The organism is Variovorax robiniae (genome assembly GCF_037889955.1).
GTDB lineage: Bacteria > Pseudomonadota > Gammaproteobacteria > Burkholderiales > Burkholderiaceae_C > Variovorax > Variovorax robiniae.
Genome location: NZ_JBBKZS010000004.1, coordinates 457304 through 480096 on the forward strand (window position 1 = coordinate 457304; position 22793 = coordinate 480096).

Annotated in this window: 17 protein-coding genes; 9 read left to right on the forward strand and 8 right to left on the reverse strand. The window is 67.4% G+C overall.

Going from position 1 to position 22793, the window contains the following annotated elements; all coding sequences use genetic code 11:
- Nucleotides 1-2: 2 nt before the first annotated feature.
- Nucleotides 3-818, reverse strand: a complete 816-nt coding sequence (locus WKW79_RS13155) for a transporter (RefSeq protein WP_340335591.1) — start codon at nt 816-818, stop codon at nt 3-5.
- 232 nt (nt 819-1050) lie between these two features.
- On the opposite strand from WKW79_RS13155, the gene WKW79_RS13160 reads away from it, so the two are divergent.
- Nucleotides 1051-2604 carry an AMP-binding protein gene (locus tag WKW79_RS13160; RefSeq protein ID WP_340335592.1) on the forward strand — a complete coding sequence of 518 codons (1554 nt, stop codon included), beginning with the start codon at nt 1051-1053 and terminating at the stop codon, nt 2602-2604.
- 29 nt (nt 2605-2633) lie between these two features.
- On the opposite strand, the gene WKW79_RS13165 is transcribed toward WKW79_RS13160, so the two are convergent.
- Nucleotides 2634-5333, reverse strand: coding sequence for a C1 family peptidase (locus WKW79_RS13165; RefSeq protein WP_340335593.1), 2700 nt, complete (start codon nt 5331-5333; stop codon nt 2634-2636).
- Nucleotides 5334-5512: 179 nt separating this feature from the next.
- On the opposite strand from WKW79_RS13165, the gene WKW79_RS13170 reads away from it, so the two are divergent.
- The gene (locus WKW79_RS13170; RefSeq protein WP_340335594.1) at nt 5513-9070 is read left to right on the forward strand and encodes a patatin-like phospholipase family protein; all 3558 of its coding nucleotides are present in this window, start codon (nt 5513-5515) and stop codon (nt 9068-9070) included.
- Here the strand turns inward: WKW79_RS13170 and WKW79_RS13175 are convergent.
- Nucleotides 9064-9984 (reverse strand): LysR family transcriptional regulator, encoded by a 921-nt coding sequence (locus WKW79_RS13175; protein WP_340335595.1) that lies wholly within the window; start codon nt 9982-9984, stop codon nt 9064-9066. The two genes, WKW79_RS13170 and WKW79_RS13175, sit on opposite strands and share 7 nt — an antisense overlap.
- Before the next feature lie 95 nt (nt 9985-10079).
- Here WKW79_RS13175 and WKW79_RS13180 point away from each other — a divergent pair, with 95 nt between their 5' ends.
- From WKW79_RS13180 to WKW79_RS13195, 4 genes are read left to right on the forward strand one after another with little or no spacing between them, the layout of a single operon-like run.
- On the forward strand, nt 10080-11099 hold the full coding sequence (locus WKW79_RS13180) for a hydroxyacid dehydrogenase (protein ID WP_340335596.1): 1020 nt from the start codon (nt 10080-10082) through the stop codon (nt 11097-11099).
- The gene (locus WKW79_RS13185; protein ID WP_340335597.1) at nt 11096-11806 is read left to right on the forward strand and encodes an RraA family protein; all 711 of its coding nucleotides are present in this window, start codon (nt 11096-11098) and stop codon (nt 11804-11806) included. The genes WKW79_RS13180 and WKW79_RS13185 overlap by 4 nt, the downstream gene beginning before the upstream one ends.
- A gap of 34 nt (nt 11807-11840) precedes the next feature.
- Nucleotides 11841-12827, forward strand: coding sequence for a Bug family tripartite tricarboxylate transporter substrate binding protein (locus WKW79_RS13190; protein WP_340335598.1), 987 nt, complete (start codon nt 11841-11843; stop codon nt 12825-12827).
- Between the two features lie 4 nt (nt 12828-12831).
- Nucleotides 12832-13953 (forward strand): NAD(P)/FAD-dependent oxidoreductase, encoded by a 1122-nt coding sequence (locus WKW79_RS13195; RefSeq protein WP_340335599.1) that lies wholly within the window; start codon nt 12832-12834, stop codon nt 13951-13953.
- Between the two features lies 1 nt (nt 13954).
- On the opposite strand, the gene WKW79_RS13200 is transcribed toward WKW79_RS13195, so the two are convergent.
- Both WKW79_RS13200 and WKW79_RS13205 read right to left on the reverse strand, forming a co-directional pair.
- On the reverse strand, nt 13955-15007 hold the full coding sequence (locus WKW79_RS13200; protein ID WP_340335600.1) for a VWA domain-containing protein: 1053 nt from the start codon (nt 15005-15007) through the stop codon (nt 13955-13957).
- A gap of 12 nt (nt 15008-15019) precedes the next feature.
- Nucleotides 15020-15568 (reverse strand): DUF924 family protein, encoded by a 549-nt coding sequence (locus WKW79_RS13205; protein ID WP_340335601.1) that lies wholly within the window; start codon nt 15566-15568, stop codon nt 15020-15022.
- A gap of 87 nt (nt 15569-15655) precedes the next feature.
- On the opposite strand from WKW79_RS13205, the gene WKW79_RS13210 reads away from it, so the two are divergent.
- From WKW79_RS13210 to WKW79_RS13220, 3 genes are read left to right on the forward strand one after another with little or no spacing between them, the layout of a single operon-like run.
- Nucleotides 15656-16630, forward strand: a complete 975-nt coding sequence (locus WKW79_RS13210) for an ABC transporter substrate-binding protein (RefSeq protein ID WP_340335602.1) — start codon at nt 15656-15658, stop codon at nt 16628-16630.
- A gap of 22 nt (nt 16631-16652) precedes the next feature.
- Nucleotides 16653-17417 (forward strand): SDR family NAD(P)-dependent oxidoreductase, encoded by a 765-nt coding sequence (locus WKW79_RS13215; RefSeq protein WP_340335603.1) that lies wholly within the window; start codon nt 16653-16655, stop codon nt 17415-17417.
- Nucleotides 17418-17461: 44 nt separating this feature from the next.
- Nucleotides 17462-19456, forward strand: coding sequence for a D-apionate lactonase family protein (locus WKW79_RS13220; protein WP_340335604.1), 1995 nt, complete (start codon nt 17462-17464; stop codon nt 19454-19456).
- Nucleotides 19457-19518: 62 nt separating this feature from the next.
- Here WKW79_RS13220 and WKW79_RS13225 read toward each other — a convergent pair whose 3' ends face one another.
- From WKW79_RS13225 to WKW79_RS13235, 3 genes are read right to left on the reverse strand one after another with little or no spacing between them, the layout of a single operon-like run.
- The gene (locus tag WKW79_RS13225; protein ID WP_340335605.1) at nt 19519-20289 is read right to left on the reverse strand and encodes a bestrophin-like domain; all 771 of its coding nucleotides are present in this window, start codon (nt 20287-20289) and stop codon (nt 19519-19521) included.
- Nucleotides 20290-20333: 44 nt separating this feature from the next.
- On the reverse strand, nt 20334-21221 hold the full coding sequence (locus tag WKW79_RS13230) for a sugar phosphate isomerase/epimerase family protein (RefSeq protein ID WP_340335606.1): 888 nt from the start codon (nt 21219-21221) through the stop codon (nt 20334-20336).
- Nucleotides 21222-21245: 24 nt separating this feature from the next.
- A complete protein-coding gene (locus WKW79_RS13235) occupies nt 21246-22754 on the reverse strand; it encodes an FGGY-family carbohydrate kinase (protein ID WP_340335607.1) in 1509 nt (502 codons plus the stop codon).
- Nucleotides 22755-22793: the final 39 nt, after the last annotated feature.

Consider the following 22793-nt stretch of genomic DNA (forward strand, 5'->3'; position numbering starts at 1 on the left):
GGCTATTTCGGAAACAGGAAGGTCACGACAAAGCGGAAGCCCAGGTCCTTCGGCCCTGAGTCGGGGCTCTCGGCCCAGTAGCGCAGGCCGCCGGTCAGGCTGATCGGCTGCTTGCCCACCTTGATCAACTTGCCCACGGTGAGGTTGAGCGGCACCGACCACTGCTTGTTCTTCCAGTCGTAGGTCGACTCGGTGTTGATGCCGTAGGTCCAGGCGTCCTTGGTCGTGTACGACAGGAAGGGCTGGAGGAAGGTGTTGCTGATGGCGGGCCGGTTGGCGTCGACTCCTCCGGCCCAGATGTGGTTGGCCAGCATGCCGTAGGTCCAGGGGCCGTCTTGCTTCAGCAGCACGAAGGTCGGGCCGGCGCCCCACTTGCGCGCGCTGAGGGCGGAGTCGGTGCCGGTGGGCAGGTAGAAGGCCGGGCCAACGCCCCAGATCAGGCCGCCCGGGCCGGGCGCCTTGGGCGAGAAGAACAGGCTCTGCGTGATGTCGCCCAGGCCCGTCTGGCTGGTACCCGGCTGGATGTTGGTCTGGCTCACGATCGGCACGATGGTGCGGCTGATCACGTTCCACTCGGCGTTGAGCTCGATCGGCACCACTGGCTGCACGTTCAGAACGTTCTTGTGTCCGGAATCGTCCGTGCCGTAGCGGTGGTCGTAGTTGTACTGGAACGGCACGCTGATCATGGCGGCGACCGGATTGGACAGCTTCTTCGCCAGTTCCTCGGCGTCGTCCTGGGCCTGGGCCGTCGGCGCGGTGAACAGGGCGGCTAGCGCAAGAGAGGCAATTGGGGCCACGGAACCGGGTCGGAAGTTCATTCGCTTGTCCTTCAGGTGTGGTGGCATGAAAGCCCAAGCCTGATGGCGTGTCAATGGAACTGATGGGCAGTTTGCAAGGGCAAGGGATTGGTGAATGGGCGCGCGGATGTGACGGTGTTCGGGATGGCACGGAACCGACTCATCCCTTGAATGAGGTAGAAGAAAGTTCTATCCAGAACGAGCGCCGGCAGTAAAGTCCCACCCCGGCGCGCCCAGCGCCGAGGAGGTCGACATGATCTTTCGCAGCCCCTGGCCCGATATCGAGATTCCCGACCACTCTGTCGGCGACCATGTCTTCGCGGACCTCGCGGCCCATGCGGACAAGACCGCCTTCATCGATGGCCCCACGGGTCGCACGCTGACGCACGGCCAGGTGTTCGGCATGGCGCGACGCGTGGCCGGCGCTTTGTTGCGGAGGGGACTGGGCAAGGGCGATGTCTTCGGCATCTTCTGCCCGAACCTGCCGGAGTACGTCGTGGCCTTTCATGGCGTCGCGATGGCGGGTGGCGTGGTGACCACGGCCAGCCCGCTGTGCACGGCCGAGACGCTGGCCGAGCAACTCGGCGACAGCAAGGCGCGCTACCTGCTGACCATCCCGCCCTTCATCGGCGTCGCGCTTGCAGCAGCCAAGGCGGCCGGCGTGGAGGAGGTGTTCGTGTTCGGCGAGGCCGAGGGCGCGACGCCCTTCGCTGCGCTGGTGGCCGAGGAGGCGGGCACCTTCAAGGTCGAGATCGACCCGGCCCGCGACCTGGTCGCCTTGCCCTATTCGAGCGGCACCACCGGCCGCGCCAAGGGCGTGATGCTGACGCACCGGAACTTGGTCGCGATGATGGCGCAACTGGAAACCCTGTTTGGCGAGCGCACGGACGACAAGTCGCTGGCGGTGCTGCCCTTCTTCCATTGCTACGGGCTGCTGGCCTTCGTCTGCATGACGGTGCTGCGCGGCAGCACCTGCGTGACGATGCCGCGTTTCGACCTGGAGCAGTTCCTGCAACTCATCGAGCGGCATCGCGTGACCTCGCTCATGGTGGTGCCGCCGATCGTGCTCGCGCTGGCCAAGCATCCGCTGGTGGCGAAGCATGACCTGTCGTCGGTGGAGTTCATCAACAGCGGCGCAGCGCCGCTCGGCGAGGCGCTGCAGAACGAGGCCAGCGCACGCATGGGCGTCGAGGTGCGGCAGGGTTATGGCATGTCGGAATGCACGCTGGCCGTGAGCGGGCGCCGACGCGATGGCGACCCCGGCAAGCCCGGTGCGGTCGGCCGCCTGCTGCCGAACATGGAGGCGCGCCTGCTCGACACGAGCACCGGCGCGGAGCTGGGCCCGAACCAGCGCGGTGAACTGGTGGTGCGTGGGCCGACCGTCATGCGCGGATATTTCGGCAACGTGCAGGCCACCGATGCCACCATCGATGCCGACGGTTGGCTGCACACGGGCGACGTGGTGGTCATCGATGGCGATGGCCAGCTATTCATCGTCGACCGGCTGAAGGAACTGATCAAGGTGAATGCGCACCAAGTGGCGCCGGCGCAACTGGAGTCGGTGCTGTTGACGCATCCTGCGGTGGCGGATGCGGCGGTGATCGGCATTCCGGACGAGGAAACGGGCGAGTCGCCCAAGGCCTTCGTGGTGAAGCGGGGCGATGTCAGCGATGAAGCGTTGATAGCGCATGTGGCCGGGCATGTGGAGCCCTATGCCAAGGTGCGGTCGGTGGAGTTTGTAGATGCGATCCCGAAGTCGCCTTCGGGGAAGATCCTGCGGCGGGAGTTGAGGGAGCGCGCAACCTGATCGCTGCTCGTCGTCCTCATGTACAGACGCTACCCCCGCTGCCGCGTCCGCTCATCAATCTGCTGCCGTCGATCCCGCAGCGATGACTCCGTGTGCGGGAACATCGGCTTGGCCGCGGTGGTGTGGATCGGCGCTGCTGTGGCGGGCAGCTTCTCCGCGGCCTTGGCTTGCGCCTTGCCCGCACCCGCCGCAATGCGCCTGAAGGTTGACATGACGGTCTTGCGGTCGTCATCGAAGTCGCCGTGGTGCATCGCCTCCGATGCATTCAATGAACCATCGGGCTCCGTGTTGGGCGTGAGCACGAGTTCGGCGCCGTGGGTGTTGAAGATCTTCCGCAGTTCCGTGTCGAAGGCCTTCTCCATGCCGAGGATCGGCACGCCGTCTCGGAACAGCGGGATGCGCACCTTGTCCTCGCAGGCGTTGGAGACGAGGTAGAGCAGGGACTTGTTGTAGATCTTCGCGCAGTCGTCGTCGCGCTCGGTCTTGTCCTTGAGCGCATAAACGGCGAGCTTGCGCAGCATCTTCGATTGCATGGCCGGCACGTAGTACTGCTTGAACAGGTCGACGGTGCAGGCGGGCGCCCAGAGGGTGCAGGTTTCGATGGGCAGGCCGCGTGCAGTCAGCAGCTTGACAACAGGTGCATGCACGATCGAGCCGGCGCTGTGGCCGACCAGGTGGATCTCCAAGGCCTGGCCGTTCTTCTCCGCCGCCTTCGCCAGCTTCTTCAGGTGGTCGGCGACCAGCACCGAGGCGCAGCCCGCGTTCGCCGCGAGCAAGGCGTTCTGCTTCATCTCGCTCCATGCGGCCTTGCCGCTGAGGGCGCGGGCCAGCGGCTCCAGCGCGTCGTCGAGGCGGTCCAGCATGAAGTCCTTGGTGGCGTCCAGCGCGCCTTCGGGTCGGCGGCGGCTGACCGCGTCCTTGAGGATGTTGGAGAAGGTGGTCCAGTAGTCGGTGCGCCAGATGAAGGCCAGCGGATAGACCTCGGCCTTGAGCAGCTCGGGCCGGTACTCCGCAAGGCGTTGCACGGCCGATTGCTCGTTCACCAATCCGCCATGGGCGTAGAGCAGCACGCGCAACTTCTTCCAGCTTGCGGTCATCGCCGGTATGTCCTGCTCGAACACGTGGGCGAGTTCATCGGGGTTGGAGCCGTAGTCGCCGCCCGCCTTCAATGCGCCGTTGTTGCCCACGCTCACGATGTGCGGCCGCAGGTCGGCGAAGGAGTAGGCCACGCTCTGCTCGGCGGTGGCCGCGTGCGCGGTGGCGGCCGACTGCTTGGCGCGCAGCGTCACTGGCGCGCCGAGGCGGGCCACCCACACGTCGGTGCCGTTGGCGAGCCAGTCGTCATAGCTCACGCGCCCGAAGCCGCGCAGGCCCCATCCCGTGCCCCATGAGTTCTGCAACCAGAAGCCCTGGTCGTCATACGCGACGATGGCGAAGGCATGGCCGCCGGTGATCTGCTCCGACTGCTCGATGAAGCCATCGCTGCCCACGTTGTTCCAGCCCTGGTGCACGGTGGACGTGGCATACAGCACGCCGACCTCGGCGATGGCTGCGTGCATGGCGACCAGATCCTTGTGGTTGACGCGGAAGTAGGCGCCCAGCGGGCGCCGCACACTGTCGGCCACGCGCTCCTTGGTCATGCCCTTGCGGTCGACCTTGCCGGCCTTGAAGGGGTACAACGTCTCGGCGCAGATGCCGTGCTTGTGCCAGCCTTTCATCGCGCCGCGCGCACTCGATCCGCTGTAGTCCTCACCGGGCCATTCGTCATAGCGGCGCGCAAGGTCGTAGAGCATGCGCGGGCTCACGGGCACCTTGTCGGGAATGACGCGCCTGCGGATCAGCAGGTAGTTGGCAACAGTTGCCAGGCCGAAGCCGGTGCATGCGCCCTCGGTGCCCTGGTCGAGGATCGGCACCTCGTGATCGAGGTAGTCGCCCAGCGGGATGTGCGTCGGCACCTCGATGAGCGAGGGCGTGTACATGAGGTCGCGGAAGTCGAGCGTGTCGGGCCGCACCGCAAGCGTATCGGCAGGAGGCGGCACGAAGGCGGGAGGCGGTGGCTCTTTCTGGATCGCCTCGGCGCCACGCAGCAATGCGTCCTTCGGCTCCGCACTCTTGCCGGCGGACTTGGCGGCGGCCCTGGCCTTGGCTGCTTGGGCGGGCTTGCCGCTTGCGGCCGGGAAGTCGGGCGCCAGCACCAGCCTGGCCCGCTCGTAGAAGCGCACGCGCTCGGCCGCGCCATTCTGGCCGCCGTTGATGCGGCGCGTGATCTCGGTGAAGTTATCCGCGTCGGCGAGTTCGTTGAGGCCCTTGCGCTTCCAGAACAGTCCCGCCGTCCTGAAGCCGACTTCCGGCGCGGCGGCCAGCTCCGGGTGGCCGACCAAGTCGAGGCCGAGCAGGCCGCCGAAGGTCTGGTAGTTGGCGCGGCCGGTCAACTGGATCGGGCCACGCCCCTTGAAGCGCTTGCCGTCGCCGGGCTGGGTGTTGCCGAGTGTCTTGGCCAGGCTGCTGGGCGGCTCATAGCGCTTCTGGGCGGCCGTCGGGCCCCAGATCTCCTCCATGAAGTTGAACTCGCCCGACTCGTGCGCCAACTGCGCGATGAAAGCGGCCGATCGTCGCAGCGTGTTGATCCCGAACTCGGTCATCGCCGCGTTCAGCGGGGCCAGGTACAGGGCGCGCTTCTTCTGCGAAGCGTGGACCATGATCTGCGCGAGTTGGGTGTCAGTCAGCACGGGGAGCCTCCTTTTGTGAATCTGCCGCGTGGCCGATATTGCAACGCTCGCCGGCACAGGCGTAGAGCACCTAAGCACTATGTCTGCAAGCTTCGTTGACGTTGCGTCATAGGCCGTCCGCCAAATTGCCGCGTCCGTCCGGCGATGGAATAGTCAAGGCTCCACACCGAGGTAACCGGATGGACGAGACGCTGCGTGAGCTTGTCAAGACACGGCGCGAAGCATTGAATGGCGCGGACGATGGTCATCGCGCCTGGGGTTTGGCGCTGTCGGGTGGTGGCATCCGCAGCGCTACTTTTTGCCTGGGGCTGATCAAGTCCCTGGCCGCACACCGGCAGTTGCTGAAGTTCGACATGGTGTCGACCGTCTCTGGCGGCGGCTACATCGGCGCGACGCTGGGCCGCCTCTGCACGGATGCCAAGTCGCCCGACGAGGTGCGCGACATCGAGCGCGCCTTCGCCGACGTGGACCGCTCGCGCTTCGGCTGGTGGCTGCGCGCCAATGGCCGCTATCTCATACCGGGCGGTATGCGCGACACGCTCTTCGCCGCGGCGCTGTACCTGCGCAACCTGCTGGGCACCCACATCGAGATCGCGATTGCCGCCTGCCTGGTCGGCATGGCGCTGGCCGCGAGCAACCTCCTGATGTGGGATGCGGTGTTCCGCGCGGTCGATCTCAACAACACGCAGCCCACCACGGCGCAGGCCGCCATCGGCATGCTGGTGAAGGCGGCCACGCAGTTGCCCACCTTGTGGTTCGCGGCGGTGGGGCCTTTCATCGCGTCGATCGTGCTGTCGTGTGCGTACTGGTCGGTGCGCGACAAGCCTTCGGTCAAGTTCCTGCTCGTTCAGGTGGGCATGTGGTGCGTGCTGAGCATCGGCGCCTCCACGCTCGGCCCGATGCTGGTGACCTATGCCGGCGGGCCGAACTGGCTGTCGGCCGCCTTCGTGGGCTTTGCGCTGTGCTGGGTCATCGCGCTGACCTGGGTGATGTACCGCAGCCGCCATCGCACCGCCGCGCAACAGCGCAACGAGTTGACCGATGCACTGGCCGCGGTGCTCAACACCACCTTGCTGATTGGCGTGCTGGGACTGCTCGACCGCTCGGCCTGGTGGCTGGCCGCGGAGAACCAGCAGATGCGGGCCTCCTATGGTGCGACGCTGCTGGTGGTGGCCGCCATCCTGCGTGCGGTGCTGCCGGTGCTGCTGTCGCAGAAGCGTGAGGCCCCCGGCCTGGAGAAGGACGTGCTGGCCGCGCTGGCCAGCGTGCTCGGCCTGGTGCTGGCCTTCTGCCTGGCGGCGTGGTGGATCGGCGTGGTGTATGCGGCGACGCTGCTGCAGGTGTTCCAGCCGGAGGGCTTGGAGTTCTGGCGCGGCTGGGCCTGGCTTCTGGCGATGTTCATCGTGCTCGGCGCGTACGCATCGTTGACGGGCTCGAACTTCGCGTTCCTCAATATCTCGTCGCTGCACATGTTCTACAAGGCGCGCATCGTGCGCGGCTACCTCGGCGCGGCCAATGCAAGGCGACTGGGCGCGAGCCCGACCGACCACGTCTCTGGCCTGATGCCGCCGCAGGTGCCGGTGGGCGAGGTGGATGGGCTGGACGACATCTCGCAACTCCAATACGCGCCGCATCGGCATGGTGGCCCGGTGCACCTGGCCAACGTCTGCATCAACCAGACGCACGACCCCAAGCAGAAGCTGTTCAACCGCGACCGCAAGAGCCTGCCGATGACCATCGGCCCGCTCGGCTGGATGCAGGCCGGCGGCTCCGAATGGGCCAAGGCGCATGGCGATGGCGCGATGACGCTGGGCGCATGGACGGCGATCTCGGGGGCCGCCTTTGCGCCCGGCCTGGGCCGCCTGTCCAAGCGGGGCATTGCCGCGCTCACCGTGTTCGCGGGACTGCGCCTGGGCTACTGGTGGAACAGCGCCGACGCCGGCATCCTGCAACGTGGCGCGGCGGTGCACGGCACCCGGCTGCTGACCAAGACGCGCTTCCTGCTGCTCGAATGCTTCGGCGCCTTTCCGGGCAGCAGCTCGGCCAACTGGTACCTGAGCGACGGCGGGCATTTCGAGAACACCGGCGCCTATGCCTTGCTGCGGCAGGAGGCCGCGCTGATCGTGATCGCGGACTGCGGCGCTGATCCTGACTATCGCTTCTGCGACCTCGAAATCCTTATCCGCCGCGCCCGCATCGACCTCAATGCCGAGATCACCTTCATGAAGCCGCGGCCCGGCGCCACCTTGCCGCAGCTCGATGCCTTCGGCTCGCTCAACGATCTCGCGTCGCCCTCCAGCCAGGCCTGCCTGGCGCTGGCGCAGGTTCGCTACACGAGTGGCGCGACGGGGCAGATCATCCTGGTCAAGCCGAACGTGTCGGCCGCGCTGCCGGTGGACCTGGTCAACTTCAAGGCGGCCAACCCGCTGTTCCCGCAGCAGCCGACCACCGACCAGTTCTTCGACGAGGCGCAATGGGAGAGCTACTTCCGCCTGGGCGCCCAGATCGGCACGCGGCTGGATGGCGAATTGCTCGACATGGTGGCCGACGGTGCGCCGGGCCTGTTCATGCCCGACGACGGCCAGGCGGCGCAGGCCGCGACGGGCCCGCGTGGCGAGACCGGCGCCGTGACGCCCGCCGCGGCCGCCAACACGGTGGTGGCGACGATGAGCCGGTTGCAGGCGCGCGTGATCCGTGCCGGTGCGGTGACCGCCACCGTGGGCCTGGGCACGGCCGCGACCATCGGCGTGGCGGCATGGCAGGGCATCGACAGCTGGCGCGCCCAGGCGGCCGACGCGGAGAAAGCGGAGAACGCGGCCTTCAAGGACCTGTCGCAACTGTGGGCGCGGCTCAAGGGCGCAGGCTCCAGCGGCGATGCGCCCGCATTGCTGGCGGCGGAACTGCTGCGCACCGGCGACCTGTTGTGCCGTGAAGGCGGCGAGAACTTCATGGCCAAGTTCCGCCTCTCGGTGCGCATCGTCGACGATGCCAAGGCGGCCTGCACGCGCGAGCCCGCGGAGGAGCGCACGCCGGCCTGCGTGCGGCTGCTGGATCCGGGCAACGGCATCGACTGCCTGCAGCCGGCACAGCTGCCTGCCTGCGCGCCGCGCTACTGGGCACGCGATTACACCGGCTTGACGCCACCGTCGCAGAACTGCAGCGGTACCTTGCCGACGCCCTGGCCGATGGTGGTGTGGGTGCACGACATGCTGACCGGCGAGCCGCCTCGGGTGGCCATTGCCACGCGGCCCGCGACGCAGCGCGGCGCGCCGGGGCATCCGCCGCAGCCGTTGCCGCTGCCATTGCCGCCACCGCCGCCCGGCGACACCGCGAAGACACCCGATCCGCAGATACCTTCCACAACGCCCGTGCCGCCCGCGATCAACAGCGCCGCTTGCGCCGGCACCGTGGTCTACGTGCAGATCTACGGCCCGGCCATGCGCGAGCAGGTGCGCGATTGGCGGCGACGCTGGCGTGAACTGGGCGCCTCGGTGCCGCCGACCGAGGACTTGATCAGCACCTCGCAAAGGCAGGGGCGTTCACCGCCTCGAGGTCATCCGGTACCGACCATGATCGTGCAGGACGACAGCGCGCGGGCTTGCACCGACGTGCTGCAACTGGCCGCGCCGTTGCCAGACGGGCAGACCTGGAAGGTGATCAAGCTGCCACCTTCGTTGAAGAGCACGCCGGGCGCGATCGAGGTGTGGTTGCCGCGGAGCAAGGATACGACCTACTGAGCCAGCGCCGACGTGAACAGCCGCTCGCCACGTGCGCGAAGCAGCGTCACCAGTCGCTGCGCCGCCGGCGACAGGTAGCCCTCCTTGCGATAGGTGACGCCCAGCTTCCGCCGCAACGTGGTCTCCTTCAGCGGCACCTCGCGCAAGGCATTGCGTCGGCTCCCGCTGCCCAGCGAATGGCGTGAGAGAAAGCTCAGCAGATCAGTGCGCGCGATCAGGCGCGGCAGCAGCGGAATCGAGTTGGCGTTGATCTGCACGGTCGGCTTTGAAAGGCCGTGCGACTGGAACACCGCGTCCAGCCATTGCCGGCTCGGAATCGACTCCACCGGCAGCACCCAGTTCCATTGCAGCAACGCCTTCATCGTCACCTTGGGCAGGTCGAACACCGGGTGCTTCGGGCTGGTCGCGACCACCACCACGTCCTCGACGATCGAGTGCGTGACAAAGGCATCGTCCTGCTCCGGCATCAGGCCGATGAGCAGGTCGATGGTGCCTTCGCGCAGGCGCTCGCGCAGGGCCATGCTCGGCGCGATAGTGATGTCGATGGTGGTGCCCGGCGCCTCGGCCAGCAGCAGGTTGCAGATCTCCGGCAGCACGTGATCGGCGGCGATCGGCCCGCTGCCGATGCGGACGTGGCCGGCGTTGCCCCTGGCGAAATCGCCGACCTCGCGCAACGCCTCTTCCGTCGCGCTGCGCAACAGCCTGGCTCGCGCCAGCAGGACCTCGCCTACGGGCGTGAGCTGGATGCCGCGCCCCTTGCGCTCGAACAGGGCGCTGCCGAAGGCCTCCTCCAGGCGCTGCACGCACTTGGTCAGCGCGGGCTGCGTGCGGCCGAGCTTGTCGGCGGCCTGGCCCAGGTGGCCAAGCTCGGCCACGGTCTCGAAGTACTTCAGGTCGCGGAGGTTGATGTCCATCGATAAATCCAAGGAATCAAAGAATGAACATTATCGAATAGACGGAATGAATGTGCTTTTCCAGAATCCAGTCCATCAACAACGGAGACGGATTGATGCGCAAACAAACGACAACGACCGTGCTTGTCACCGCACCCAAGCTGGCGAAGGCAGGCGTGGACCTGCTCGCCGAGGCCGGCGCGCGGGTGATCTACCTGAAGAATGCCGACAGCGTTGAAGAGGTCGAGCACCTGATGGCCACCGAGCCGATCGATGCGGTGATCTCGCGCACGGTGAAGTTGTCGGCCAAGGCGATTGCCGCCTGCCCGACGTTGAGGGTGATCTCCAAGCACGGTGTTGGCGTGAGCAACATCGATGTGGAGGCGGCTACCGAGCGCGGCATTCCGGTGTACGTGACGCCGGGCGCCAATGCGCAGTCGGTGGCGGAGATGACGCTCGGCCTGATGTTCGCGGCGGCGCGTCGCATCGGCTGGATGGACCGCGAGTTGCATGAAGGCCGCTGGTCCCGCGCGCAGGATGGCGTCGAACTGCGGGGCAGGACGCTGGGCCTGGTGGGCTTCGGGCAGATCGGCCAGCGCGTGGCCACGGTCTGCCTGGCGCTGGGCATGGAGGTCGTGGCCTTCGACCCTGCGCTCAAGGCCGGCGCAAGCCCGGTGGCCGGCGTTCGCATGCTGCCTTCGCTGGAGGCGTTGCTGTCGCTGTCGGATGTGCTGAGCCTGCATGTTCCGTTGAACAAGCACACGCGCAACATGCTGGGCACGTCGCAGTTCGCTGCGATGCCGCGCGGCGCCATCCTGGTGAACACGGCGCGCGGCGAGGTCGTCGATGAGCCCGCGCTGATCGACGCGCTGCAGAACGGCCAGCTTCATGCCGCCGGGCTCGACACCATGGCGCAGGAGCCCTTGCCCGCAGGCAGCCCGCTCGCTGCGTTGCCCAACGTGGTGCTCACGCCGCATGTGGGCGGCTCCACGCCCGCCGCGCTGGCCGGCATGGCAAGCGGCGCCGCACGCAACGTCCTTGGCTGGCTGCAAGGCCAACCGACCGACCCGTCCGCCTGCGTCAATCCGCAGGTGCTTCGTTCCAACACATCCATCACTTCGGAAGTCACCGCATGACCACCAACCCCACAACCTCTGCGCCTGTGCAATGGCCCGTCGGCTATCGCATCAACCCCCGCGCCGAAGGCCCCGCGGCCGACATCGTCGAAGCCTTCCGCGCGATTCCCGTCGCCGCCATCGGTGACGCGATGAGCCGCAACATCGGCACCGTGGGCCTGCGCCAGTACCACGCCCGCCTCGACACCGTGCTGTGCGGCCCGGCCGTCACGGTGCGCGTGCGCCCCGGCGACAACCTCATGATCCACAAGGCGCTGATGATGGTTCAGCCTGGCGACGTGCTCGTCATCGACGGTGGCGGCGACGTGTCGCAGGCGCTGGTCGGCGGCCTGATCCGAACGACTTGCGTGGCGAAGAAGCTCGGCGGCCTGGTCATCGACGGCGCCGTGCGCGACCTGTGCGAATGGGCGGAGGAGGGCATGCCGATCTTCGCGCGCGGCCACACGCACCGTGGACCGAGCAAGGACGGTCCAGGCGAGATCAACGTGCCGATCGCTTGCGCCGGCTTGGCCGTGCTGCCCGGTGACCTCATCGTGGGCGATGCGGATGGCGTGATTGCCATTCCTGCCATGGAAGCCGCCGACGTGCTCTCGCGTTCCCGCGCCCATCTGGTCAAGGAAGCCACGATCCGCGCCGACAACGCGGCCGGCAAGTCCGACCCCGAGCGCTTCGACGCGACCCTCAGGGCCAAGGGCCTGCCGATCTGAACCTTCACTCCTTCCAGAACATCGAGGCATTCCCATGCACAGACGCAATCTCCTCCTGTCGACTTCGCTGGCGCTCGCAGCCGCCGCCATCGCGCCCGCCGCAGCCTGGGCCGCCGAAGGGGCGTACCCCAGCAAGCCGATCAAGCTCATCGTCCCCTTCCCGCCGGGCGGGGGCACCGACACCACCTCTCGCTTGGTTGCAGAGAAGTTCACCTCGCTGCACAAGTGGGTCGTGGTGGTCGACAACAAGCCGGGTGCGGCCGGCAACATCGGGCTGGATGCGGTCGCCAAGTCCCCGGCGGACGGCTACACCCTCGGCATGGGCCAGGCCTCCAACCTGGCCATCAACCCGGCGTTGTATTCGAAGATGCCGTTCGATCCGCTGAAGGACTTCACGCCCATCGTCGAGATCGCCGTGCAGCCCGTGGTGCTGGTGGTGCGCGACGACTCGCCGTACAAGACGCTGGCCGACCTGGTCAAGGCCGCGAAGGACAAGCCCGGGACCCTGAGCATCGGGCAAGCCGGCAGCGGCACTGTGGGCCATCTCGCGGGTGAGATGCTGGCGCGCCGTGCCGGCATCCAGGTCCTGCAGGTGCCGTACAAGGGCGCCGGCCCGGCCATGACCGACCTGCTCGGCGGACAGATCCCGGCCTACTTCGGCAACAGCGTCTCGGTGATGACGCAGGTGCAGGCGGGCAAGGTGCGCGCGCTGGCCGTGACCTCGGCGCAGCGGCTGCCAGCGCTGCCGAAAGTGCCGACCGTCGCGGAGCAGGGATTTGCGGGCTTCGAGGCCGTGACTTGGCTCGGCCTCGTCGGCCCGGCAAAGATGCCTGCGGACGCTGTCACGCTGCTCAACAAGGAGGTGGTGTCCATCGTGGGTCGCAAGGATGTGCAGGAGCGGCTGTCCAGCGAAGGAAGCATTCCCGCCACCGGCACGCCGGAGCAGTTCGCCGCGCTGATCAAGGCCGAGCATGCCAAGTGGGGCGGCCTGATCCGCGAGGCCAGCATCAAGCTGGATTGAGGCCATGGAAAAGATCGATTGCGCCGTCATCGGCGCAGGTGTGGTCGGGCTCGCCATCGCGCGTGCCCTGGCGATGGCGGGCCGCGAAGTGGTGATCCTGGAGAGCGAGAATGCCATCGGCACGCAGACCAGTGCGCGCAATTCCGAGGTGATCCATGCCGGCATCTCCTATGCGCCCGGCGCGCTCAAGGGGCGCCTGTGCGTCGCGGGGAAGGAAGCGCTCTATGCCTACTGCGCGGAGCGCGGTATCGAGCACAAGCGGATCGGGAAGCTGATCGTCGCCACGCAGGAATCCGAACTGGCGGACCTGCGCAAGTACATCGAGCTCGGCGCGGCGCATGGCGTGACCGACCTGCGCCTGCTGGATGCCAACGAGGCCCGCGCAATGGAGCCGGAGGTGTGCTGCGTCGGTGCCTTGCATTCGCCATCCACCGGAATCGTCGACAGCCATGCGCTGATGCTCAGCTACCTCGGGGACGCGGAGAACCATCGTGCCACGCTGGCGCTGCAAAGTCCGGTGACAGGCGGCTCAGCGGATGACGACGGCGTGGTGCTGCAAGTGGGCGGCCCGGACGCGATGCAGATCCATTGCCGCACCGTCATCAACGCCGCGGGCCTGGGCGCGCAGCGCGTGGCCCAGGCCATCGAGGGCATGCCAGCCGCGCAGGTGCCGCCGATCTACTACGCCATCGGCCACTATTTCAGCCTCGCGCGCAAGTCGCCTTTCAACCACCTCGTGTACCCGACCGGCCGCGACGGCGCATTGCGCGCGCATGTGACCCTGGACCTGGGCGGGCAATGCAAGTTCGGCCCGGACCTGAGCTGGCGCGACGGCGTGGACTACCGCTTCGACGCCTCGCGTGAGTCGGCCTTCTACGATTCGATCCGGCGCTACTACCCTGGCTTGCGGGACGGCGACCTGCAGCCCGGCTACACCGGCATTCGCCCCCGCCTGGCCGGCCCCGGCTCCTCGCTGCACAACACCGCGACGGACTTTGTCATCCAGGATGCGACGCAGCACGGCATCCAGGGGCTGGTGAATCTGTTCGGGATGGAGTCGCCAGGCTTGACTTCGTCGCTGGCGATCGGGGACTACGTGGCGGAGCGGGCGCTGGCGATGGCGTAGTTCAGGCGATCCGCCGGAACCACAGCAGCGACAGCAGCCCCGCCGCAATCGCAAACACCGCCGAGGCCAGCGCGAGCACCCCGGCCAGTTCAGTCTCACGCGTCACCACCTGCACCCGCGTCCCGAGGTTTTCATAGACGCTGCGCAGCGCCTCCGCCGTCCCGGCATGGAAGTACTCGCCGCCCGTCATGCGCGCCACTTCGCGCAGCGTCGCCTCGTCCAGCTTGAGGTAGATGGCCATGCCCTCGGGGGCGCCGGCCTCGCCATCCACCGTGCCCAGCCCGACCGCATAGACCCGCACGCCGCGGTCGGCCGCCATCTTCGCCGCCTCCAGCGTATCGACCCCGGTGGTCCGACGGCCATCGCTCAGGAGGATGATCGCGGCCGAGTTGTACGAGCCGGGCGCCACCGGCTTGAACTGGGGTGGCGGCTTCTTCGCTTGCGCGTCCAGGCTGCGGCCCTGCGGCTTGCCGTTGCTGTAGCCGCCGCCGTAGCTCAGGTCGGCCAGGTCGATGCCGTGCTCCGGAAACAGCTCCGCCAGGCTCAGCACGATGGCATTGCCAACGGCCGTTCCCATCTGCATCTGGAAGGCGTCGATGCCCGCGACCAGCGCCTCCCGGTCCAATGTGGCACGCTGCGCAACCTGGCTGCTGCCAGCGAAGGTGACGAGCGCGACCTCGATGTCCTTGGGCAGTTCTTTCAGGAACAGCTTGGCCGCTTCCTGCGCAGCCTCCATGCGGGTCGGCTTGACGTCGGCGACGCGCATGCTGAGCGACACGTCGATGGCCAGGATGATGGTGGACCGCGCCCAGGGCAGCGGCACCCGCGAGACCGGCCGTGCCGCAGCGAGCAGCATCCCTCCGAAGGCCAGCAGCAGCAGCGCAGGCGGCAGGTGTCGGCGCCAGTTGCGGCCGGCCGCCGCCGGGCGCACGATGCCCAGGCTGCTGTAGCGCAGGGCCGTCTTGTTCCGCCGCCGCAGCAGCCACAGGTAGGCCAGCGGCATCAATGCCAGCGCCGGCAGCAGCCAGAGGTATTGGGGCCAGAGGAAGGACATGGTTGATCGGCCTCAGCCTGAAAACCCGCCGCCATCGAGAAACTGTTGCTCGTCCGCCGTGGTGCTGCGCCCCAGCGCGGCGTTGCGATGTGGAAAGCGGCCGAAGCGCTCGATGATCTCGCGATGGTGCAAGGCGTAGCGCGCCTGGTCCGTGCTGAGCGCGGCGCAGAGCGCGACGCACCGGTGCTGGTCGTCCAGCGACTCCGAGTGCATGAGCGGCATGTAGAAGAACGCTCGCAACTCCTCGTCGTCGATCTGCTGGTCAAGGCCGGCATCGACCGCCGCACGGGCGATCGCCTGGGCCTTTCCGTCGGTCGCGAACATGTGGCCGCTGCCTCGCCAGGCGTTGCGCGGCAACTGGTCCAGCAGGATCAGCAGGGCCAGCGCGCCTTCGGCATCGTCGGCCCAATGGTCGAGCGCGCCGGTGGCGGCGGCGTGATGCGTGGCCTCGAAGCGCGCCTTGAACTCGGCATCGAAAGCCGCGTCCTTGGCGAACCAGCGCCGCGCGCCGGCCTCGCGCCAGAAGGCCACGACATCGCGGGCGCAGGGCTGGGAGTTCATGCGTCGGATGATGCCACCGGGCCTGCGGCAATGCGATGGGTAGGGGCGTAAACTGGCCCGCACCTGGGTGATCGAGGTGCATGTGTCATGGCGGATCGGCGAGCGTTCATCGGCGGTGTGGCGGCAGGCGTCTTTGCGCTGGCTTTCATGGCCCGGGCGCAGCAACGTGTGAAGGTATTCCGCGTCGGCACGCTGGCCAGCACCGGCGGCACGGCATGGGACGCGTTCAGGCAGTCGATGCGCGAGTTGGGCTATGTCGAAGGGCGCGACCTGCTCATCGAGGAGCGGTTCGCGCAAGGGCAGCCCGACCGATTCTCCGCATTGGCCGCCGATCTGGTCGATTCAAAGGTGGACGTGATCGTCACGTCGAGCACGCAGGCCAGCCTGGCCGCCAGGAGTGCCACGACTTCGATCCCGATCGTGATGGCCTTGTCCGCCTATCCCGAAAAGATGGGACTCGTCGAAAGCCTGGCGCGCCCCGGTGGCAATGTCACGGGCTTCACCAATGTCGCGCCGCAACTGTCGGGCAAGCGCTTCGAGTTGCTCCTGCAGTTGGCGCCGAAGGTCTCGCGCCTGGCCATGCTGTGGGATCCGTCGAGCAGGATCGAGGTGACGGCCATGCCGGACAACAAGGCGGCAGCGGCCGCGATCGGCATGGAACTCGTGTCCGTCGAGGTGCGCGGGCGGGATGACTATGTCGCGGCCTTCGCGGCGGTGAAAGCGCAGCGTGCCGATGCCATCACCGTCAACGGCAACCCGGTCAACTTCGCCAACGCGAAACAGATCACAGACTTCATCGTCGGCAGCCAGCTCCCGAGCGTCTTCGACGTCCGCTTGTTCGTCGACGCGGGTGGTCTGTTGTCGTACGGGACCGACTACCTCGACCTCTTCCGGCGTGCCGCAGGCTATGTCGACAAGATCTTCAAGGGCGCGAAGCCGGGCGACTTGCCGGTGCAGCAGCCGACGAAATTCGAACTCGTCATCAACGCCCGGACCGCGAAATCGCTGAACCTGGCCGTCCCCTCCGAGTTGCTGCTTCGTGCCGACCAGGTCCTTCAATGATTCTTGCTAGAGACGACACACCATGACTGCTTCCGCCACCACGTCACGCATCGCCATCGTCACGGGCGGTGCCAAGGGAATCGGATGGGCCACCGTGCAGGCGCTGGTAGAGGAGGGCGCCACGCCGGTCGTTTTCGACCGCGACGAGAAGGCGCTGGCCACGGCGCATGAAGCACTGACCGCGCGCGGCATCGAGCACTTGGCGGAGAACGTCGACATCACGCACGAGTCGGGCGTGGAAGCCGCCTTCGACAAGGTGATGGCGCGCTTCGGGCGCACCGACGTCCTCGTCAACAACGCGGGCATCGCGCTGCGCCATCCGACCGTCGAGATGCCTGTGGCGCACTGGCAGGCGGTGCTGGACGTGAACCTCACCGCCGTGTTCCTGTGCAGCCGTGCGGCGGCGCGGCGCATGCTGCCGGCGGGTGGCGGCGCCATCGTCAACGTGTCGTCGATCATGGGGCTCTCGGGCGGCGGGCTCTATCCCAACGTGTCCTACCAGGCGACCAAGGGTGCCATCGTCAACATGACGCGAGCGCTCGCTGTCGAATGGGCTGCCAAGGGCATTCGCGTCAACGCGGTGGCGCCGACTTGGGTGCGCACCGAGCTCACGGTCGGGCTGTTCAGCAATGCCGAACTGCTCAACCGCGTGCTCGACATGACGCCGATGCGATGCCTGGCCGAGCCGGTCGACGTGGCGGAGGCGATCGTGTTCCTCGCGTCGAACAAGGCGCGCCTGATCACCGGGCATACCCTGCCCGTGGATGGTGGATTCCTCGCGCAATAAATGGCAATGTTCCGCCTTCGTCAGATTGACTGAAAGGCGAAACAATGAAGGCTGGCAGTCCCTCGCGCGCGGCGCGGGTTTCCCGGGCGATCAAGCTCTGCGGCACCGAGCAAGCCGATGGCGTGGGGCGCATGCTGCATGCCGGGCCGCTCACGGTTGAACTGGACAACGGCAACCTGCGCTACCTGCACGTGGCCGGTGTCGAGGTGCTGCGCGGGCTGGCCTTCCTGGTGCGTGACGAGAACTGGGGCACCTACGTGCCGGCGCTGGCCGACCTCGCCATCGAGCAGCGCGCCGACAGCTTCACCGTGACCTACCGCGCCGACTGCCAGCGCGGCAAGCAGTCGCTGCGCTATGAGGTGCGTATCGAAGGGCATGGCGACGGCAGCCTGATCTTCAGCGGCACGGCCACGCCGGCCACCGAGTTCCTCACCGCGCGCACCGGCTTCGTCGTGCTGCATCCGCTGAAGGGCGTGGCCGGCGAGGCGTTGGAGGTCGAGCACACGGATGGGAAGGTCGAGTCCTCGACCTTTCCCGCGCTGGTCGATCCGGTGCAGCCCTTCCTCAACCTGCGGTCACTCACGCACCAGGTGCTGCCGGGGCTGAAGGCGGTGGTGCGCATGGAAGGCGACACCTTCGAGATGGAGGACCATCGCAACTGGACCGATGCCTCGTTCAAGACCTATGTGCGGCCGTTGTCGCGGCCCTGGCCCTACAAGCTGAAGGCGGGGGAGGCGGTGCGGCAGTCGGTCAGCCTGACGCTGGTGGGCGAGGCGCCGAAGGCCGGCGGCGGCGACACAGGCAAGTCGATCGAGATCACGCTCGGAAAGGCCACCGATGCCCGCCTGCCGGCCATCGGGCTCGGCATGCCGGCACAGGAGATCGATGCCGCCCTGGCTTCCATCGACCTGCTCAAGCGGGCCGCGCCGCGCTTGCTCATCTGCCACTTCGACCGGCGCGAAGGGCATGGCTACAAGCAACTCCAAGGCTACCGGCGACTCTGCGAGGAGACCGGTGCGGAATGCGAACTGGAGATCGTCGTCGAAAGCCTCTATGCCTTCGACGCCGAGCTGACGAACGTCGCTTCATGGGTGCGCGAGGCGGGGCTCAAGCTGTCGGCCGTGGCGGTCTGCCCGGTGGGCGATCTCAAGTCGGTGCTGCCCGGTGGCAAGCGACCGCCCGCGCCGCCGCTGGCGGACTTGTACCGCGCCGCACGCGCGGCCTTTCCGGACGTGCGCCTGGGCGGCGGCATGTTCTCCTTCTTCACCGAACTCAACCGCAAGCGGCCCCCCGCCAAGCTGCTCGACTTTGCGCACAACGGCACCTGCCCGATCGTGCATGCGGCCGACGACCGCTCGGTGATGGAAACGCTGGAGGCGCTGCCCTTCCAGGTGCAGACCGCGCGCAGCTTCATCGGCGACACGGCCTACCGCATCGGCCCCAGCGCCATCGGCTGCCGCGACAACCCGCATGGCAAGACCTTCACGCCCAACCCCGGCAACGAACGGCTGTGCCTCGTCAATGCCGATCCGCGGCAGCGCGGCCTGTTCGGTGCGGCATGGTCCCTGGGCTACGTGGCGAGCCTCGCCGCGACCGGCATCGAGACGCTCTGCTTCGGCGCGCCGACGGGGCCGCTGGGCATCATTCATCGCGCAAGCGAATCGAAGGTGCCTTGCTTCGATTCGCCGGGGCAAGGCGGTGCGGTGTATCCGGCTTATCACGTGGTCGCGGGGCTCACGCGTGGGGCCGGCGCGGCGCTGGTGGAGGCAAAGTCCTCGGACGATGCGCGCGTGCGCTGCCTGGCCTATCGCGCCGAGGGGGCGACGCTGCTGTGGCTGGCGAACATGACGGCGCAAGTGCAGACCGTGAGCGTGGCGCATCGGGGCAAGGCGCCGTTCGGGATCGTGCTCGACGAGGCGAGCTTCGAGGAGGCTGTGACGCGGCCAGCGGCGTTCGAGGCGGATGTGAAGCCGCTGGATACCGGCCAGCTCGTGCTCGGTGCCTATGCGGTGGCTCTCGCCTGCATCAACGACCGCTGAAGCGCGCAAGGAGGCTCTGATCAAATCCCCCGAGGACCGCGGGGGATTTGATCAGAATCTCCCTATGGCCCCTTCATCGACGGCTTCAGGGCCAACAGGTTCTGCGGCACCACATGGACGAATCCCGCCCGCGGCGTGTCGATGTCCGCGATCAGCAGGAAGGCGAGCGACAGGACGAAGGGCATCACCAGCAGCAGCAAGGGGCGGCGGGCGGAGCTGCGCATCCCGTAGCCGATCAGCATGTTGCAGCAGATCGCGATGCCCAACATCAGCCACCAGGCCGCTTGCGGTATCCGGTTCCACCAGGCCGCCTGCGTGTAGCCCTGGGAGTTGAGCACGTCGTTCATGCCATTGACCACCAGTGCCTGGATGGGATTGGGCTGGGCCAGCGCCGGTGTCTTGACGGCGTCCCACAGCTCCTGCTGCAGTGCGGCCGTTCGGTCGTTGACCTGCTGGAGTTCCTTCCGGTCGCGCGTGGTGTAGAACAGGACGCGCTGGTCCAGGTAGGCGTTCAGCAGTGCGCGGACGCGGGCGGCCTCGGCGGCGGGGAGAAAGTCGGCGCGCACGTATTCGGTGCCGATGGCGTTGGCTTCCGCTTCCTCGAAGTTCTTGCGTTGGTCGTACCGGCTGACCGCCATCGAGAAAGTGAAGCCGATGATCAGGCCGGCCAGGGCCAGCGTGGCGCCGAGGATCACACCAAGGTCTTCCTGCGATTCACCATCGGCTCTTCGATTGCGCCGGAGCACGGTCGACCCGAACCATCCGGCGAGCCACAGGATCGCAACCGAGATCACGAACAGAAGGAGCGGGAGGTCGAATTCGGAGCTCATCATGGGTGCTTGCGACTATGCCACCGGGGACGCGGAAAGGCACTGCGTCATGTGAGCGCAGACCGCGCATGCGCTTCGTGCGCCGCCTTCATCCCATGCTCGATGAAGCCTTTCGCATGCCGCGCCAGGTCCGCGCCGTCTTCCCACAGGTTGCGCCAGATGCCCAGGATGCCTTGCAGCTGCTTGTTGACCACGGCCGATGAGAAGGATTCGAAGGTGATCGGCCCCTCGTAGCCGGCCTTGGCCAGCCCGCGGAACACGCGGTCGAAGTCGATGTTGCCGGCGCCCAGGTAGCCGCGGCCCGACTCGCCGATGTGGAAGTAGCCCATCATCGCGCCGGTGTCGATCAGCGCCGATTCGAGATCGGCTTCCTCGATGTTCATGTGGTACGTGTCGAGATGCACGCGGACGTTGGGCAGGCCCACGCGCTTCGCGTAATCGACCGCCTGCGCGGCGGTGTTGAGCACGTTGCTCTCGTAGCGGTTGACGACCTCCAGGCCGATGGTGATGCCGTCCTTCGCCGCGTGCTCGCCGATGCGCCGCATCACGTCGATGGAGCCCGCGATGCCGGCCTGTGTCGGCGGGTCGAAGTACTTCTGGAAGGCGGAGTAGAGGATGCCGCAGACATGCGTGGCGCCGATGTCGCGCGCCACGTCCAGCACCTGCATCAGCCTTGCCTCGCCGCGCTTCTGCTTCTCCGGATCGCCGCTGGAGATGTCGGTGGAATCGTCCAGGCCGAGCGACATCGTGGTGCCGAGCTTGTATTTGTCGAGCATCTTGCGCGTGAAAGCGCTGTCGATGGACGAGGGGTCGAGCGCAGGGATCTCGATCAGGTCGAAGCCGATCTCCGCGGTCTGCGCCATCGCGCGCTCGCATTCCTCATGGCTCCAGCCGCCGACCCAGACCAGCGCATGGACGCCGAGCTTGTTCTTCATGTTCGTTGCTCCTTCTTGTTTGCGTCATGACCCTTGCCGAGCCGCCAGCCGATGCACCACGCGGCGCGAGTCCTGGTACAGGTCGAGGTAGTCGCGGTACAGCGCGTCATAGGTCGGGCGCAGCGCGGTGGCGGGCTCGATGATGCGCCCGGGCTTCACCCATTCGGTGATCTGCTCGCGCCGCAACAGGCCGGCCGCAAAGCCCGCGAGGAAGGCGTCGCCGTAGCAGGCGCCGAGCGTGAGGGTCGGCACCTCCTGCCGCAGGCCGGAGACGTCGGAGACGATCTGCAGCCACGTGTCGGTCTGTGCGCCGCCGCCGACGGCGACCACGCGGCGCGCTTGCGCACCGAGTTGCGCCAGTGTCTCGACGTTGTGACGCACGCCGCAGGCCACGCCTTCGAGGATGGCCCGGAAGAGTTGCTCGCGCGTGTGGGCCAGGCTCAGGCCGGCGATCACGCCGCGCGCCTGCGGGTCGTTGATCGGTGTGCGTTCGCCGCTGAAGTAGGGCAGGAAGACCAGGCCGCCCGCGCCTGGCGCCACGCGCGCTGCCGCCTCGAACAGCATCGACGCATCGCCCTCGGGCAGGTCGCGTGCGAACTGGTCCTGGAACCAGCGTGTGAGGCTGCCGGTGGTGCTCATACCGGCTGCGAGATTGAATTGAGCGGGATACGCGCCGGCGACGGTCCAGACGCGCTCGTCTGGTGTCGGCGCGTCCTGCACGAGGATGAAGAAGGTGGTGCTGCCGTACATCACCATGAGGTCGCCGGGCTGCACCACGCCGACGCTGATCGCCTCGCTCAGTGCATCGACCGCGCCGACGGCCACGGGCGTGCCGGGCGCGAGGCCGGTCGCCTCGGCCGCGGCCTGCGTGATGGCGCCCGCGACTTCATCGCTCCATCCTGGCGCGGGCAGCATCGAGGTGGGCGCGACGTGCTCCGCGTACCGGTCGCTCCATCCAGCTGTGCGCGGGTCGTACAGCGGCATGAAATGGCTGGCGGTGTGGCGGTCGATGCGGTGCTCGCCGGTCAGCCGCCAGACGAGGTAGGCGCTGGCCGTGGTAAGTCGTCGCGTCTGGCGCCACACCTCCGGCTCGCGCTGACGCAGCCATCGGATCTTCGGGCCGATGGCCTGGCTGGTCAGGCTCATCAGCGAGAAGTCGCGGATCCGGTCGCGGCCGATCAGCGCGTCCAGCTCATCGATCTGCTGGGCCGCGCGAACGTCCACGCCGTAGAGGATGCCGGGTCGCAGCGGGCGGCCGGCTTCGTCGAGTGGAAGGAGACACGGCCCGATGGCGCTCACCGCGACGGCGGCGACATCCTTGCCGCTATAGGGCGAGCCATCGAGCAATTGCCGGCACAGCGCAACGAGGTCATGCCACCAGACGCCATCGGCATCCTGCTCCACATGGCCCGGCGCGGGTGTAGCGATGCCATGCGGCACCACCGCCGTCCTCAGCACCTCGCCCGCGAGCGTGACCAGCGCGGCCTTGCTGCTGAAGGTGCCGATGTCGATGCCAAGCAGGAGCGAAGCCATGGAGGCTTCGTTTCTACCGTGGCCCGGCGATCAGCACAA